18 protein-coding genes are annotated in these 16,251 nt (G+C 33.2%); 6 read left to right on the top strand and 12 right to left on the bottom strand.

Going from position 1 to position 16,251, the window contains the following annotated elements:
• Nucleotides 1-9 precede the first annotated feature (9 nt).
• From FS935_RS11170 to FS935_RS11200, 7 genes are all read right to left on the bottom strand, one after another.
• Nucleotides 10-672, bottom strand: coding sequence for a 3-oxoacid CoA-transferase subunit B (locus FS935_RS11170; protein ID WP_146948549.1), 663 nt, complete (start codon nt 670-672; stop codon nt 10-12).
• Between the two features lie 68 nt (nt 673-740).
• Nucleotides 741-1,445 (bottom strand): CoA transferase subunit A, encoded by a 705-nt coding sequence (locus FS935_RS11175; protein ID WP_146948551.1) that lies wholly within the window; start codon nt 1,443-1,445, stop codon nt 741-743.
• Nucleotides 1,446-1,460: 15 nt separating this feature from the next.
• A complete protein-coding gene (locus FS935_RS11180; RefSeq protein WP_146948553.1) occupies nt 1,461-2,795 on the bottom strand; it encodes an aspartate aminotransferase family protein in 1,335 nt (444 codons plus the stop codon).
• Nucleotides 2,796-2,820: 25 nt separating this feature from the next.
• Nucleotides 2,821-3,093 carry a YokU family protein gene (locus FS935_RS11185; RefSeq protein ID WP_146948555.1) on the bottom strand — a complete coding sequence of 91 codons (273 nt, stop codon included), beginning with the start codon at nt 3,091-3,093 and terminating at the stop codon, nt 2,821-2,823.
• Nucleotides 3,094-3,126: 33 nt separating this feature from the next.
• A complete protein-coding gene (gene kamA, locus FS935_RS11190; RefSeq protein WP_146948557.1) occupies nt 3,127-4,527 on the bottom strand; it encodes a lysine 2,3-aminomutase in 1,401 nt (466 codons plus the stop codon).
• A 569-nt stretch (nt 4,528-5,096) separates the two neighbouring features.
• The gene (gene ablB, locus FS935_RS11195) at nt 5,097-5,954 is read right to left on the bottom strand and encodes a putative beta-lysine N-acetyltransferase (RefSeq protein WP_146948559.1); all 858 of its coding nucleotides are present in this window, start codon (nt 5,952-5,954) and stop codon (nt 5,097-5,099) included.
• A gap of 222 nt (nt 5,955-6,176) precedes the next feature.
• Nucleotides 6,177-7,535: a sigma-54 interaction domain-containing protein gene (locus tag FS935_RS11200; protein ID WP_146949008.1), complete on the bottom strand. Its 1,359-nt coding sequence runs from the start codon at nt 7,533-7,535 to the stop codon at nt 6,177-6,179.
• Nucleotides 7,536-7,684: 149 nt separating this feature from the next.
• Between FS935_RS11200 and FS935_RS11205 the strand changes: the two genes are divergently transcribed.
• From FS935_RS11205 to gvpU, 3 genes are all read left to right on the top strand, one after another.
• Complete coding sequence (locus FS935_RS11205) at nt 7,685-8,296, top strand: DUF6434 domain-containing protein (RefSeq protein ID WP_146948561.1); 612 nt, start codon at nt 7,685-7,687, stop codon at nt 8,294-8,296.
• Nucleotides 8,297-8,365: 69 nt separating this feature from the next.
• On the top strand, nt 8,366-8,998 hold the full coding sequence (locus FS935_RS11210; protein ID WP_146948563.1) for a LysE family translocator: 633 nt from the start codon (nt 8,366-8,368) through the stop codon (nt 8,996-8,998).
• Between the two features lie 266 nt (nt 8,999-9,264).
• Nucleotides 9,265-9,684, top strand: a complete 420-nt coding sequence (gvpU, locus tag FS935_RS11215; RefSeq protein WP_146948565.1) for a gas vesicle accessory protein GvpU — start codon at nt 9,265-9,267, stop codon at nt 9,682-9,684.
• A gap of 47 nt (nt 9,685-9,731) precedes the next feature.
• Here gvpU and FS935_RS11220 read toward each other — a convergent pair whose 3' ends face one another.
• Both FS935_RS11220 and FS935_RS11225 read right to left on the bottom strand, forming a co-directional pair.
• Nucleotides 9,732-10,733 (bottom strand): Gfo/Idh/MocA family protein, encoded by a 1,002-nt coding sequence (locus tag FS935_RS11220; protein ID WP_146948567.1) that lies wholly within the window; start codon nt 10,731-10,733, stop codon nt 9,732-9,734.
• Between the two features lie 11 nt (nt 10,734-10,744).
• Nucleotides 10,745-11,923, bottom strand: a complete 1,179-nt coding sequence (locus FS935_RS11225; RefSeq protein WP_146948569.1) for an MFS transporter — start codon at nt 11,921-11,923, stop codon at nt 10,745-10,747.
• A gap of 524 nt (nt 11,924-12,447) precedes the next feature.
• Here FS935_RS11225 and FS935_RS11230 point away from each other — a divergent pair.
• Nucleotides 12,448-12,744, top strand: coding sequence for an antibiotic biosynthesis monooxygenase family protein (locus FS935_RS11230; protein WP_146948571.1), 297 nt, complete (start codon nt 12,448-12,450; stop codon nt 12,742-12,744).
• A gap of 111 nt (nt 12,745-12,855) precedes the next feature.
• Here FS935_RS11230 and FS935_RS11235 read toward each other — a convergent pair whose 3' ends face one another.
• The 3 genes from FS935_RS11235 to cspD form a co-directional block, all read right to left on the bottom strand.
• Nucleotides 12,856-13,464: a TraR/DksA C4-type zinc finger protein gene (locus FS935_RS11235; RefSeq protein WP_146948573.1), complete on the bottom strand. Its 609-nt coding sequence runs from the start codon at nt 13,462-13,464 to the stop codon at nt 12,856-12,858.
• 112 nt (nt 13,465-13,576) lie between these two features.
• Entirely contained in the window at nt 13,577-13,996 is a 420-nt protein-coding gene (locus tag FS935_RS11240; protein WP_146948574.1) for a hypothetical protein, read from the bottom strand.
• A gap of 331 nt (nt 13,997-14,327) precedes the next feature.
• Nucleotides 14,328-14,528, bottom strand: a complete 201-nt coding sequence (gene cspD, locus FS935_RS11245; RefSeq protein ID WP_146948576.1) for a cold-shock protein CspD — start codon at nt 14,526-14,528, stop codon at nt 14,328-14,330.
• A gap of 204 nt (nt 14,529-14,732) precedes the next feature.
• On the opposite strand from cspD, the gene FS935_RS11250 reads away from it, so the two are divergent.
• Nucleotides 14,733-15,524 carry an HAD family hydrolase gene (locus FS935_RS11250; RefSeq protein WP_146948578.1) on the top strand — a complete coding sequence of 264 codons (792 nt, stop codon included), beginning with the start codon at nt 14,733-14,735 and terminating at the stop codon, nt 15,522-15,524.
• Nucleotides 15,525-15,538: 14 nt separating this feature from the next.
• The gene (locus FS935_RS11255) at nt 15,539-15,958 is read left to right on the top strand and encodes a DUF1801 domain-containing protein (RefSeq protein ID WP_146948580.1); all 420 of its coding nucleotides are present in this window, start codon (nt 15,539-15,541) and stop codon (nt 15,956-15,958) included.
• The last annotated feature ends 293 nt before the right edge of the window (nt 15,959-16,251 follow it).

Here is a 16,251-nt window from a genome sequence, read left to right on the forward strand (position 1 = left end):
TTTTGTAACCTAGTGTATCGTTTTAATATTCTCTGAGATTAGTAAAGGAGCATTCGTTTTTATCATAACTTCCTCTATTGTATTTGGACTCATGATTTCTTTTAAAAGCAATCCATGCTTTGTGACTTCTATCACAGCCTTATCTGTCATAATCATATTTACACATTTTTTTGCTGTTAAAGGTAATGTACATGTTTCTACAATTTTTGATTCACCATTTTTATTGCAATGATTCATAACAACGATTACTTTTTTTGCTTTTTGTGCTAATTCCATTGCCCCGCCAATCCCCGGAACTCTTTTACCTGGGACGATCCAATTTGCTAGATCTCCCTTCTCACTAACCTCAAGTCCACCAAGAATTGTGAGATCTAAATACCCTGAACGAATCATGCCAAATGCAGTGGAGCTATCAAAGTAGGAAACTCCAGGAATTGTCGTTACAGGAAATCCTCCTGCATTACATAACATCGGGTCTTCCTTACCTTCTTCTGGAGATTTACCAATTCCTAAGATGCCATTTTCCGCATGAAACATTACATGTAAAGAATTTGGTAGATGATCTGGAACGAGTGATGGTATTCCTATCCCTAAATTCACTATCATCCCATCCTGAATTTCCTCAGCTGCACGCTTTGCTATTCGATTTCTTATATCAATTTTTGAATCCATATCTTACTCTCAACCTCCTTGCCATCAGTTATTATTCGACAAAACCCGGGAAGTGACAGGCACCACAATTACTCCCATGCCCACTTCCAATCAATTCCTTTGCTTTGAATAACAAGATCTACATAAACACCAGGTGTGATGATTGCTTCTGGGTCGAGTTCACCTACTTCTACAATTTCTTCAACTTCTGCAATTGTATAGCTTCCTGCCATTGCAACAAGAGGATTTGTGTTTCTCGCACTAGTTTCATAGATAAGGTTTCCAAAGGTATCAGCTTTTTTCGCGTATACTATCGAAACATCTGCAGTTAAAGCTGTTTCGATTAAATATTCTTGCTCATTTATTATTGTTTTTTGTTTTCCCTGTTCCACCATGCTACCTACACCTATATCTGTTAAGATCCCTGCTATTCCAACACCACCTGCTCGAATTCTTTCAGCTAATGTTCCTTGTGGGCTAAATTCCACCTTTAGCTTATCTTCGAGCATTAATTTTCCTGCAATAGGGTTTGAGCCAATATGTGAAACAATTAATTTCTTAGCACGCCCCTGACTAACAAGCTTACCAATACCAATATTAGGAAATCCTGCGTCATTTCCGATTAATGTTAAATTCTTTACACCCTTTTCTAACAGCCCATTTATGATTGTTGGTGGATTTCCAATTCCTCCAAATCCACCAAACATCACTGAACAATGATCATTTATTGAAGCTAGTGCTCCATCTAAATTACCTACCTTACTTTTCCCTTTTATCTGAATAGGCTCTCTCACATTGATCCCTCCTTATTAGGACAGTTCACTTTCTACTTCTAAAACAGCTTCTATAAAAAGCTTAACAAGCTGATCTATTTCATGTTTTTCAATAATAAATGGAGGAGAGATAATAACCGCATCTCCATAAGCTCCCTCTTTTCCTGCTGAAGAAGGATATATGAGAAGTCCCTTTTCTTTCGCTTTTTGTACAACATAATTAGTTATTGAAATATCTTTACTAAAAGGCATCCTAGTATCTTTATTTGAAACAAATTCAACACCAATTAGAAGTCCTTTTCCTCTAACCTCTCCAATTATGTCAATTGATTTTGAAGCATTTTTTAGTTCATCAAGCAAATATTCTCCATTTGTTTTCACTAAATCCAATAAAGAATGATCTTCTATATACGTAAGAACCGCTAAGGCAGCAGCTGCTGATTGAGGATTTGCACTATAGGTGTGGCCACTCATTATAGAATTAGATCCTTTTAATATAGGAGTCATTACTTTTTCACTTACTAGTGTTGCAGCTATAGGGGCATAGCCGGCACTCATTCCTTTACCAAGCGCAATAATATCTGCTTTAACACTCCAATGATCCAACCCGAGCATTTTTCCTGTTCGACCAATCCCTGTCATCACTTCATCGGAAATAAACAGAATTTGATTACGATCACAAATTTCTTTTATTTGCTCATAATAGCCTTGTGGAGGAATGATAACTCCTCCTGCTGCACCTACAATTGGTTCTGCAATAAAAGCTGCAATGTTTTCAGCACCTTCTCTTAAAATTGCGGTTTCTAATTCTTTTGCACACGCCAATTGACATGTCGGATGAATTAATTGTAAAGAGCATTGATAACAATATGGAGCAGATACTGTCGGGTAATCCTCTAACAATGCTACAAACCGTTCACGTCTACTCACATGTCCTGACATCGATAAAGCACCTATCGTTATACCATGATAGCTAACCCAACGTGAAAGGATCTTTTGCTTTTTATTTTCCCCCTGCTCCTGCCAATATTGAAGAGCTACCTTAAGTGCTGTTTCTGTCGCTTCTGATCCACTATTAACAAAAAAAGACCAATAATCCTCTTTATCACAAACAAGCTGATTAAGTTTTGAAGCCAGCTTTTCTGCAGGATCTGAAGTGAATTGAGATCGATAAACAAAAGAAACATGTTTGGCTTGAGAATGCATTGCGTCAATTATTTCTGGAATTGCATGACCAATACTAGCTGTGACCGCACCAGAAGATCCGTCTATATACTGTTTGCCCTTATCATCATAAAGATAAATTCCTTTACCATGTGTAACTACAGGATAGCTTTCGGTCAAGTTAGGCTTAATCAAATATGATTTCATGTACCAAACCACCTCATGTTCTTACTTAAAATTTGAAATAATTACGTTTTAATAATTTTGGTTGAAGCATAAGTTTTTCATATGAAATGACTTTATCTATCTTAGAGGAATCAATTAATAATAGATGATCTTCAAGCTCTTCAATTCTTTCTTCCGTTTGATAATCCATCCCACATAAGTTGCAACTCATTGCTGGAGTATTTGTTATTTCAATTGCTCGAGTACCATCAGGAAGCTCCCAATAAACTGTATTTTCCGTTTCCTTCACATCTGATTTGCCACACCACTCACATTTCATTCATAATCGCCCCCTTTTTCTTAGCTGAGTCTTTCAATCATCACCTTTGTTTTGCTTTTTTATTTGAGCCTGATATTTCTTTTCTTTTAACTCATCACGTTTTTCTCGCTTATCCTTTAAGGAGGAATACGTTGAACTTTCCTGAAAGCTTTGTCTGCGATCATAGCGTTCAAGTGAATTCGGTACAAGATTCAGTTTTTGGTCATTTAATAATGCACTTATTCCAGTTTGTGACAAACTCATATCCTGATTTTGATAAATTTGTTGGAAATATTCATCACCACGACCCGCAACATAATTTTCCGGTTCAGGATAAGTAGTCATAACACCCTCAAAATTACGAAGAACTGTTTTAGTTGGACTTTGCGAAATTAGATAATTTGGCTGTAAGGTAATTTTCCCTCCACCACCGGGAGCATCAACAACAAATGTAGGTACTGCATATCCACTTGTATGACCTCTTAACCCTTCAATAATTTCTAAACCTTTTGAAATTGGTGCTCTAAAATGTCCAATTCCTTCAGATAAATCACATTGATAAATATAATAAGGGCGCACCCGAATTTTCACTAAATCATGCATAAGCTTTTTCATAATTGCTACACTATCATTGATTCCAGCTAAGATGACTGCTTGATTACCTACAGGCACACCAGCATCAACAAGCAATTCACACGCACGCTTTGATTCTTCTGTTATTTCAATTGATGTATTAAAATGAGTATTAAGCCATACTGGATGATACTTTTTTAATATAGTACATAGGTTTTCTGTAATTCTCTGTGGAAAAACAACTGGGGCTCTTGTTCCAATTCGAATAATTTCAACATGTGGGATTTCACGTAAATTCTTTAAAATATACTCAAGTATATTGTCATTAATTAATAAACCATCACCACCTGATAAAAGAACATCACGCACTTCTGGTGTGTTTCTTATATAATCAATTGCTCCATCCAATTGTTTTTTTGGCACACCCATACCAATTTGCCCTGAAAATCGTCGGCGAGTACAGTAACGACAATACATAGAGCATTGATTTGTAACTAGAAATAATACCCGATCAGGATAACGGTGGGTTAACCCAGCTACTGGCGAATCTTCATCCTCCTCTAAGGGATCTTCTAAGTCATATTTTGTTTTATGAATTTCCTCACCAATTGGCACAGATTGCATTCGAATGGGACATCTTGTATCTTCGGGATTCATTAACGCTGCATAGTATGGAGTAATATTAAGTGGGATAGTTTTCGTAGAAATTCGTACCCCTTCTTCTTCTTCAGGAGTTAAATTGATGACCTTTTTTAAATCATCAAGAGTACGAATTGTATTAGTTAATTGCCAGATCCAATCATTCCATTTCTCATCTGGTACATCCTTCCATAATTCAATTTCCTTCCAATGACGATTTGGCTTATATAAATCCTGCCACATATTACATTCCCCCTTAAATTATGTTGGTCAGCTTATATTAAGCAAGTTTCATGCCAACATAAATAGTGGAAGTAAATCCCAGACAAATTACAACTACTTTTAATTTTGCAACAAAACTAAAGTAAGGTGTCAATTTTGTTTTGTTGCAGTGAAGCTATCATGAATATTGCAAATAAGCTTAAGAAGAAATGAATGCCTCCAAATAATATGAACTCTGAATCATCATGGAAAAAGCAAAATATCGCCGAATATTAGGCATTACTTTGTTATTGCTACTTTTAATAAATGCTGTTTTCGCAAACTTTATTGCTTTTATATGCACTAAGAAATCAACACAGTATTAAGTCTAGTGGCATCTTTTCTTCATAAAACGGTATCCTTATATGCAAAAATAAACTGTTTCTACTAGATATTTTGGTTACATAGCAACAATCTTTCAGAAAAGAGCCTTTAATAAAAAATCTTCATCACTGATTTTAAGTAAATTTCTTCCTTCTTTCAGCTGTATTTAACAATATGCTCAACATTCGGCAGTCATCAAAACTCGGCAGATTTTGAATAACTAGAGCCTATCTCAAAGAAAGATCTTTTACCCATACATTCATATTTTCTAATTCATTAAAAATATAACAGTTGTTTGTAAGTCTTCCGTTGTATTTGTAATTTAATTGATAAAAGACAGCATTCATTCCATAAGATTGTGCTCTTGCAATAGAATAAACATGATAAATTCCTTCATTTTTTAAATCACCTTCTAAAAATAGTAGCAGCTTCTTCATAAGACCGTACTTCCTATGTTCTGCTAATGTGGCACAATCTGTTAATTCTGCATTATGAAATATGACGTTTTTTTCAGATGATGCTGCACTTACAATCTCACTTTTTACCTCAACAACATAAAATATAGTTCCGTTACAAATCATCTTTTTAATATATTGGGGATCATTCATAGGCGTTGGATATATAGCAAATACTTGTTTATATAATTTCGCGAGATTTTCTGCATCTTCAGAAATAGCTTTTCTAAAATGATATTGACTCGGAGCAACTGTTACTTTATCTGTTTCTTTCTGATTTGTTATGATTTGATTAACAATCTGATCTTCTTCGATCCACGATCTACTTTCTCTTCTACTCTCCTTTTTATAAGAAGTTAAAATATAATTGTCTGTACCATTAAAGTAGCCATCTATTATTGCTTCTAATTCAAAGCCTAATGGTAGTAACTTCTTCCAGTGATCCTGTCGACAATAAAAAATAATCTTTGTGAATTTATCCAGTTCAGCTAACTCATTTATTTTCTGTACAATACTTGTCATATTTCCCCGGTAATTATCGACTCGAATTCGTTCATTAAAATAATCAAGGTACACTTCTAGATAACAATCTTCACCCTTGATAACCTTCGTTTCAGCTATATGGTTCATCAACATGCTCCTTTCTCAAAAATCTTTTCTTTATGAGATTCCTAATTTTGGTTTATTTATCTATTGGTGCCGTTAAGTATTGTTGTTAATTTCCGTTACAGACATTCGCTTCGACAGGCTTCTTCCGCAGAAGTTCCATGTCTTTCACTTCAAATCAACAAAATGCTAAAAATTCACATTAGGCTTTAATTTAAAAGTACTACACCTTCAATTAACGGCAATTTATACATCATACTTTTTGATTTTATATTGCAAAGTTTGTCTGGGAAGCCCTAACATCTTTGAAGCTTTTTGAACATTTCCTTTGGTTTCAAATAAAGCTTGTTGAATTAATTTTTTCTCTGTTTCTTCTATTAATAATTTAAATGGTTTTTCATTCCCTTTTTCCGATTTCTTCTTTACTGTAAGATTATCTGGAAGATGCTTCAGTTTTATTTCATCATCATCTTCTTCAATTATATTCATAGCAAATTCTATAGAGTGTTCAAGCTCACGGATATTTCCAGGCCATTGGTATGTTTTTAACTGCTCTATTGCTTTGGGCTCAATTTTTAGAACTAGCTTATTAAATTGATAGTTATATTTTTTTATAAAATGATGAATCAAAAGTACAATATCTTCTTCCCTTTCTCTAAGAGGTGGTAATTCAACAAAAAATACATTTAAACGATAATATAAATCTGAACGGAGGATTTTTTTCTTCATACACAATAAGGGGTGCTCATTCATAGCAACAATTACTCTAACATCAACCATATACGACTCAATACCACCTACTCTTCGAATAACTCCATCTTCGAGTACTCTTAATAACTTTGTTTGGAATTCTAGGGGCATTGTATGAATTTCATCAAGAAAGAGCGTTCCACCGTGAGCAAGCTCAAACAAACCGGCTCGATCAATTGCACCAGTAAAGCTACCTTTTTTTGTTCCAAATAAAATACTCTCAAGCAGAGATTCTGGTAAAGAAGAACAGTTTTGAGCAATAAACGGTCCTTTATTTCGTGAGGAAGCATTGTGAATAGATTGAACAAGTAATTCCTTCCCTGTTCCTGTTTCACCGTAAACCATAACTGGTGAAGAGCTTTTAGCTGCCTTTCTACCAAGTTCAATCACTTTATCCATACTTTTACTACCTGAAATGATGTCATTCCAGTTATATTTTGCCCCCATAATTGAAGTAGGTTTACTTTTTTGACTATTTACTTTCGCCTGTAGCTCTAATAATTTCTGTGCTAATTCTTTAACTTTTGTTAAATCCTTTGCAATCTCTACAGCTCCTGCAATCCGTTCATTCACAATGATAGGTAACGTTGTATTTACTGTATCAATTAATTGACCATTAGAGTTTTTGTACGTTTGTGCTTGCTGATAGATCGGCTTACCTGTTTCAATTACTTTCAACAGTGTACTTGTTTGCTTATTTAAAGATGGAAATACATCGAGTACATGCTTTCCTAAGACTTCTTCGATCTCTATTCCATCATGCTGTGCTGCGACACTATTATAAAAAATCGTTATGCCCTCTGAATTTACCGCGTGGATAGCTTCGTCAATACTACCTAAAATAGCTTCTAACATTTGTTTTGTTTCAAATGTTTTTAATATCAACTATATAACACCTCTTTAGTTTCCTATCTAAAATATATTATAAATATTTACATATATAGATTTTTATGGTTGAATATAAGAGAACTAGTGTTCTTTTTATTAATAGGAGGTGTTTGTATATGCGGCCAGAACTATCTACAAAAATGACTATGCTTGAATTCACAAACTACTATTGGTTAAAAAAAGAACTCCAGGAATTTTGTAGAACCAATGAATTAAGCACAAGTGGCTCAAAGCTAGACTTGACGAAACGAATAGAATTATTTTTAACAACAGGAGAAAAACAGGGTCCAACTAGAAAAAAAAATAAACCAATAAAAAAATCTAATTTTGAAGAAATAAGCCTTGATACAGTCATTTCAGTTGATATAAAATTCAGTCAAGATCTTCGAGTTTTTTTCAAAACAATACTACCTAACTTCCACTTTTCTACATATATACAACAATACATGAAAAGTAACACTGGCAAAACATACCGAGATGTTGTTGATGCATGGAAGCAAGAAGAAAAACGGAAAAAAGAGCCTGGTTACAAGCGGGAGATTGGACCACAATTTGAATATAATCAGTTCACTCGAGACTTTTTTAATGATCCTGTTAACAAAGGGAAGTCAAGAGATGATGCTATAAAGGCTTGGAAAACAATTAAATCGCTTGCCGGAGATAATGTTTATGCGAAAAATAAATGTAAACTAAAAGATGGTCCTTCATCATTATATTCAGAAAACTAAAGCAACAGAATTTAACATTTGGAAAAAATAATAAAAAAGAAAACTATAATAAAAGGAAGGAGAAACACGATGTACGGAATCACTAATTTTGAGGTTTTTCTTCTCGCAGCTATTTTACTAAACTTAACTCCAGGTACAGATACAATGTATATTGTAGGTAGAAGTGTTTCCCAAGGTAGAGCCGCAGGTATCATTTCAGCGATAGGCATAATAGCAGGATTAGTCATACATACTTTACTTGCTGCATTTGGACTTTCGTTAATTTTGGCTCAATCCGCTTTTCTTTTTAACACAATCAAAATCATTGGAGCTATTTATTTAGCATATTTAGGTATAAGGATGATTATTGATAAGAAATCTGAGAATAAAAACACTTCTTTACCAAAGCAAAGTAATAAGAAAATATTTCTTCAAGGAATGCTTACAAATGTTCTAAATCCTAAAGTAGCACTTTTTTTTCTAGCATTTTTGCCGCAATTTATAAAAACTAGCTCAGACGTGACAAGCCCAATACCATTTATCATTTTAGGACTAACATTTACATTTACTGGAGGACTATGGAGTATTATTACTGCTTATTTTACCTCAATGGCTACAATAAAATTACGAAAAAACATAAAAGCTGAATTAATATTGAATCGCCTAACTGGCATAGTATTTATTGCAATAGGACTTAAGCTGTTAAATACGAAAGCTAATTAATATTTGTTATTTCTTAATGCTCTTTTCTGAAAGATTGTTGCTTTTCAGACGTTTTTATCTGTTGTAACCAGTGTGTTATCGCATTAAAGGTGCGATTTGTAGAATAAAAGATAGAATTAGACTTTATACAGCGTTTTTTCACCTTCAATTAGCGTAATCTATAGGACGAGATTAAAAAATCTACGTTAAATATTACACCTCATTTATGAACTATCTATTTAAGGGCATGATATAAATACTTAAATAAATTGAGAGGTGTATTTTTTATGACTAAAAAAAACAAAGAGCAGGATCAAGTAAGTACTGACGATGCAATTATACTTATGTTTCTAGATTTAGTTGAGCAAGATGGAATCGAGTTAGATTTGACCCTCTCTATAAATGGAGTGGTTATATCAGGTACTTTAATAAGTGCTACGAATTATTATGAAGGAGTTACTGAATCCTCCAAAAACCTTAAGGATAGTACAATGTCTAAAATTATCGCAAAAAAATTCAGTGATTTAAAAGGGGAATATGCTAAACAGAAAGAAGAGGAAGAAGAATCAGAGAGTGCTCCATTAACTTTTATTCACTTGAAAAATGCTGTCTATTTAAATAATGAAAATTCTCCTAATCATTCCGGAACATGGTGGCGTGGAAGGATTTCTTCAATTGACGGATTCTCAGTTAATGATTTAAAGTAAATAAAGCAAAAATAGAGTGAAGAAAAAGACTTCACTCTATTTTTGCTTTATTTTATTTGAATTTTCATCTTTTCCTTAGCTGATTTTAAACAAGCATCTAAAACCTTCATATTTAAAATAGCGTCTTCTACCTCAAATGCTAATGGTGTTTTTTGGCGAACACTGTTAGCAAAATCATTAAGTTGTAATGTATATTGATTTACTGGTGGAAAATCCTCTAGTCTTTCTTCCCCTTTTATTGTTACTGAGAAACTTGATTTTTCTTCAGGTGAACAAACAAAAGAGGACGGGATGTTAATTATTCCCTCAGTTCCAACAATTTGCAGTGTATTTTGAAACTCTGCCCACATTCCACACATGAAGGTTACTCCAATAGAATCTGGAAATTCAAGTAAGCCTGATGCCATCATATCAACATTACCATGCTCTTCTGAGAAAAATCCATGTACAGTAGCCGCTTCTGGCTCTTTTTCCAGAATTAGTCTAGCTGAATTTATGACATAACAACCTATATCATATAAAGATCCTCCACCCCAATCAGAGCGATATCTTATGTTTCCTTTATCGTTGGCATTATTAAATGTAAAGGTCCCATGTATACCTCTAATTGTACCAAGTTCACCTGAATTAACTATCTCCTTTATTCGATCAAATCGTGGGTGATGACGATACATAAATGCCTCACCTAATAATAAATCTCTTTCATGAAAGAAAGATGCTAATTCCTTTGCTTCTCCTGCATTCAAGGCAATAGGCTTTTCACAAAGCACATGCTTGCCTGCTGCAGCTGCTTTCATTGACCATTCCTTATGTAAATGATTTGGAAGAGGTATATACACAGCTTCAATTTCTGGATCCTGTAATAGCTCTTCATAGCTTCCATATGCAACTGGGATATTGTTATCACGTGCTGTTTCTTGAGCCTTTTCAATCCTCCTACTTGATATCGCTTTTAGTTCATTAAATTTTGATTGACGTATTGCTGGTATGAATGCATTCACCGCAATGTCAGCACAGCCAAGTATTCCCCAAGTGAGCTTATTCAAAATTTTTTCCTCCTCTAATTAATTGGTATATTTAATTTTTTTGATTCTGTTTTTTTCTCTTTTAAGTAAAATAAGATAAAACCTATAAAACCTATAAATGAAGATATAGCTAATAAAAGATAAAGTAGTTTGCCACCATAATTTTCAAAGACAACACCACCTATTGATGAACCAACAATCCCTGTAATTCCAAAAGTGATACCTACAAACACCATATGACCTGTTGCTTGTAATTCCTCTGGAATTGCTTTATATAGATATTCAAGTGCTCCTAAAAACACAATCGCAAAACAGATGCCGTGTAAGACTTGGATCATTAAAAGCATTGTTGGATCTTGTGCAAAAGCTGTCAAAACCCATCTTATACAATAAAGAAACGATGCGATAATAATATAAAATATAGGACTTGAAGCTCTAAACCATTTTGCACTTAGGAAAAACAATAATGCTTCACTAGATACTCCAATAAACCAAATCCATCCAACTAGCATTTCGTTTCCGCCTATTTCAAATAAATATAAGCTGATAAACGAATCACTTGTTCTGTGTGTTAGTAAAACAAGTGCCGTAAGGAAAAAGAAAACAAGCAAAGTTGGATCCTTAAACAAGACACCAATATCCTTATAATTTATTTTTTTTGTACCAGCCTTTGTGTCAGATAAAAGCAAAGCTAAGATACATGTAATAACCGTAAAAACGGTAACTGGTATAACTAAGAACCCAATACCAAACTCTGAAAGTAGAAATCCACTTACTAAAGACACAATAGCAAAACCAATTGATCCCCACATCCTAATGGATCCAAATGTAACAGAATGAATTTGTGCTTGTCTTTTTGCGAGATTATCAGCCAAAGGATGTACTGGTGAGAAAAAGAAAAAGAAAAAGATTCCTGCAGTAATAATCCACAAAAATGAATTTATTTGGAAAATCCATATAACACTTAGTAAAAAACCTACTAAGCAAGCAAATAAAACCTTTTTTACAGTTTTATACTTATCACTTGCATAACCCCATAAAGGCTGAGCAATTAAACCTATAAATGGACCTATCGCTAAAAACCAACCTATTTGTGAGCTTGAAAATCCTTTATGTTGCAAATATATTGGTAGAAAACTTACAACCATTGATCCGATTGCACTTACAAAAAACATGAACATTCTTAAAGATAGTAATTGATTTTGTATGATCATAAAATATTCCTTTATTATGTATTTGCAAGATGTAATAAACAATTCAACACCGTTACAGTTAGAGTATGCTTTATATAACCTCCATTTTGTTATTTTTGTTATTAGGTTGTTATTATATTATAAAACATTAAATCTATGATTGTAAGTTATTAAGATAACTTTTATAAAAATGAAGGCTATATTAAAGGTTAATGTTGATTTTTAACACTTTGTTGATTGGAGGTGAATATATGAGACACCTGCTTAGAGTAGCGTGTCAAAGGGAGACCCCACAGGCGCGCAGCTACGAGGAGGCTCCCGGACCTAGGAAGAATTGATCTTTGGTAATTGGGCTTTTTCATTATTCTTCCCCTAGGAAAAAAGGTACTTTTTTCCCGGGAAAGCGAATGCCTGTAACGGAAATCAACAACAAAGTTTAACAGAGCCAAAATGAAAAAGGGTATGTCCTCATATTATAGAATACTTACTTAATGAATATATGTTAAATGTATAACCTTGTATGTTATTTTTTGGAGTGTGATAGTATGATCTTGGAAGCTGTAATGCTTCATGTTAAAAAAGGATTAGAAGCTGAATATGAAGAGGCATTTCGACAGGCTTCTGGGTTAATTCGTTCTATGAAAGGCTATTGTAGCCACGAGCTCCAGCGCTGTTTGGAAGTTGAGGGGAAATATCTTCTTATAGTTACTTGGGAAACACTCGAAGACCACACAGATGGTTTTAGAAGATTTCCTGAATATATACAGTGGAAAGAGCTTTTACATCGTTATTATGAACCATTTCCTACTGTTGAACATTTCGAAAAGGTTGAACTTAACTAAGTGATATTTTTTACTAAATGTATTTTTTTAGCATGTCAATTACCTTCTTAAATTATCACAGTAAAGACCACTTTAATTATCAAATTAAAGTGGCCTTTTTTCCATAACCAACTATTTTTTATTATGGAATACTATTGTTTGCTTTCCCTTTATATCATTACCTATATCCTTATTAAAGTTTTCCGTAAAATTTTCATTTTCAACCTGATCCTGATAATTTTCTTCATCACCAGTATAATCTGCTGGTGTATCACTTGTCCCATATCTAGCAACTTCAGCAAAGCTGTCTTCATGATCTTTAATTTCATTACTTCTCTTATCATTATTAAAAGAAGGGGTTAATACTTCCTCTTCAATAGGACGATATTGATGAGCTGTAGATTGTTTGGTGTGATCAATACAGTATAATGTGGTTGGTATAGCCTCTAGACGTTCAAATGGGATAGAATTTCCACATTCTTTGCATTTCCCATAGGTTTCCTCTTTCATCGCCTGTATTGCTTCTTCAATTTTTTTCAACTCTTCTTTTACATGATCATTTATTGCGAGATCTGATTCTTTTTCATATAGCTCTGATCCCATGTCTGCAGGATGATTATCATAGCTAGATAACTCGCCAGTAGTTTGTTTTTCCTTTGTATGACGGATCGTGGATTTTAGCTTTTGTTTTTCTTCTTCTAATTTGTTCCTTAATATAGTTAATTGTTGTGAAGAAATCATTTAATAACACTCCTATAGCTTGTTTAATGTGTTATTGTACAATTCCCTCATCTGAAGAATTCAAACAAAGGCAATCTTCTTGATCAGAATTAATAACCAAAAAAGCCTTATGCTAGGCTTTTTCATCATCTGTCTTAATTGAAGAGCTACTTTCTTTTAAATAACGAAGATAGTTTGTTTTATCCTCAAGCTCTCTTTCAAGATAGCCTATGTAAGAAAAAAGCAGATTAATGTCTTTAGTAAAATCATTTTTCTCTGACATATATTTTTGCTTTATTTTTTTGACTTCTTTTTTTACAATCCATTGCTCAGTATGGTTCTCTTGTTCAACAATATCAAAACATTTCACTTTATCTGTAGGAATGAGTTCAATTCCCATAAATCTTTTTATCGGATTTTCAGAATTTATAGAAATCATATACACAAATTTTTCATTTTCAAGCTCTGCCAGTGCGTCTGGATGGATGTTCATCTTTTTAGGAATAACATCTTGTTCAACAATAAACGCTTTTAATTGATCTACAACTTTCATACCTTTTCCTCCTCATTACATGTATTTCAAAAGGAATACATAGTACAACCTATTCTTGTAGGTGCAGAAAAAGTACATTCAAGTTATAAAAAAGAAATAACAAAAGCACAAGCTTACTTGAATCGACCTAAATCTGGATGAACATCGACTGAGAAAAGAACGATGGTTAGGGAAGCGAACTGTAGTTGACTTATTATGGGGTGATGACCTGAAGTTATAAAACAAAACCAAAGGGCCTGTCCCTCAGTTACAAAATAGCGGTTATCACTATGTATGTTTGTAACTGGGTCAGACCCTTTTGACTCATACGATATATGGTTTTTGTCTGGTTTTATATTTTTTGAACGTTAGCAGCTTGTGGTCCTCTATTTCCTTCTTCAATATCGAAAGAAACTTCTTGACCTTCTTCTAAGCTTTTGTAACCTTCACCTTGAATTGAAGAGAAATGAACAAAAACGTCATCTCCACCTTCAACTTCAATAAATCCAAAACCTTTTTCTGAGTTAAACCATTTTACTTTACCTTGTGCCATTAATCTTTTCCTCCTAAATCAATCAAACAATTTTATTACATTTTCGCTTATTATTATTACCGCTATAAAAAAATTTAAACCTCTTTTTAAAAAGTTTTTTAAAAAACCTACAAAAAAGATTCTATATATCTAATTGTGATAAAATAATTATAAATCAAAAACTCATTTATGATTGTCTTAAAAATGCCATACAGGAGCTGACTAATGAAAAATTATCAACTGTTATTCTTAGACATTGATGGAACAATTTTAAAGCCGGATGACACAATTGAAGAATCAACAAAGGAAGCAATTGCAGTAGCCAAAAGTAAGGGTATTACTGTATTTTTAGCTACCGGTCGTCCATTACATGAAATTTCTACTATTGCAAAAGAATTAAACATCACTTCGCTAATTGGCTATAATGGTGCATATGCGATCCATGATGGTAAGGATATTTTTAAAACGCCAATGAATAGATCTACCGTAGAGGGTTTTGTTAAAATTGCTAATGCTAACGATCATGAGTTTGTTTTATATACACATGACAAAAACGTATTTTCTAATATAGAAGCCTCTCTTGTAAAAGAATTTATTCAAGCTTTTCATTTACATAAAAACAATGACTTTTCAGAAGAATTTCTATCACAAATTCTTGGAATCACATTAATTAATCTTAAAGAAAACGAACATAAGCTATATGAAACAAAAGAACCTTCCATCCACTTATCACAAGTGAATGTTGATGGTTTACGTCATTGCTATGATGTTATACGTGATAATGTTAACAAAGGCATAGCTGTTCAGCATATCCTTGATCTTCTTAAAATTAATAAAGAAAATGCGGTAGCTTTTGGTGATGGTATGAATGATAAAGAAATGTTATCGATTGTTGGAGAAGGCTTTGCAATGGGAAATGCACATCCTGATTTAATTCAATACGCAAAACATCAAACAACTTCTGTTTCTGACTCTGGTATCTATAATGGACTAAAAAATCTTGGGGTAATCTCTTAAGGAGGTGTTCACATTTGTATGAACTGAAAACAAAACAGAATGATCATAATGTGATGGATTTCATTGAACAAGTAGAGAACCCGAAAAAACGTGAAGATGCTTATAAATTGCTAGATATTTTCTCAGAAACAACAGGTTTTGAAGCAAAAATGTGGGGATCTAGTATTATTGGATTCGGACAATATCATTATAAATATCAAACAGGACATGAAGGTGATGCACCTTTAGTTGGCTTTTCCCCTCGTAAAGCTAAATTCAGTTTGTATTTTGCAACAGGTGATACAGAAAGAGATCAATTACTCGAAACATTTGGCAAACACACATCAGGTAAAGCTTGTGTATATATTAATAAGATTGCTGATATTGATATTGAGGTTTTAAAAAAATTAATCATTCAATCCGTGAATTTTTTACAAAAAACATATCCAGAATGACAAAATTCTCTAGAGCATTAGCTCAGAAAGACATTGTAGATATTTACAATGTCTTTTTGAAAAACGATGGAAAATTGAAAGTATACGAGAAATCCGATTAGTTGACTGAACTACAATATCATTCTCATTATAACAATTGGATTTAATATGAGATTTAAGTATTCTATACGCAACAAATAAGAAACCGATTTCTATTTTTATAAGATATATCTATTGATTATCACTATTATAGTGGGTATAATCGGGAGAGCGAACAATATATATTAGTATTTCGGTTCTTTTTTTGTTTATTT

This window comes from Metabacillus litoralis (assembly GCF_007994985.1).
Taxonomy (GTDB): domain Bacteria; phylum Bacillota; class Bacilli; order Bacillales; family Bacillaceae; genus Metabacillus; species Metabacillus litoralis.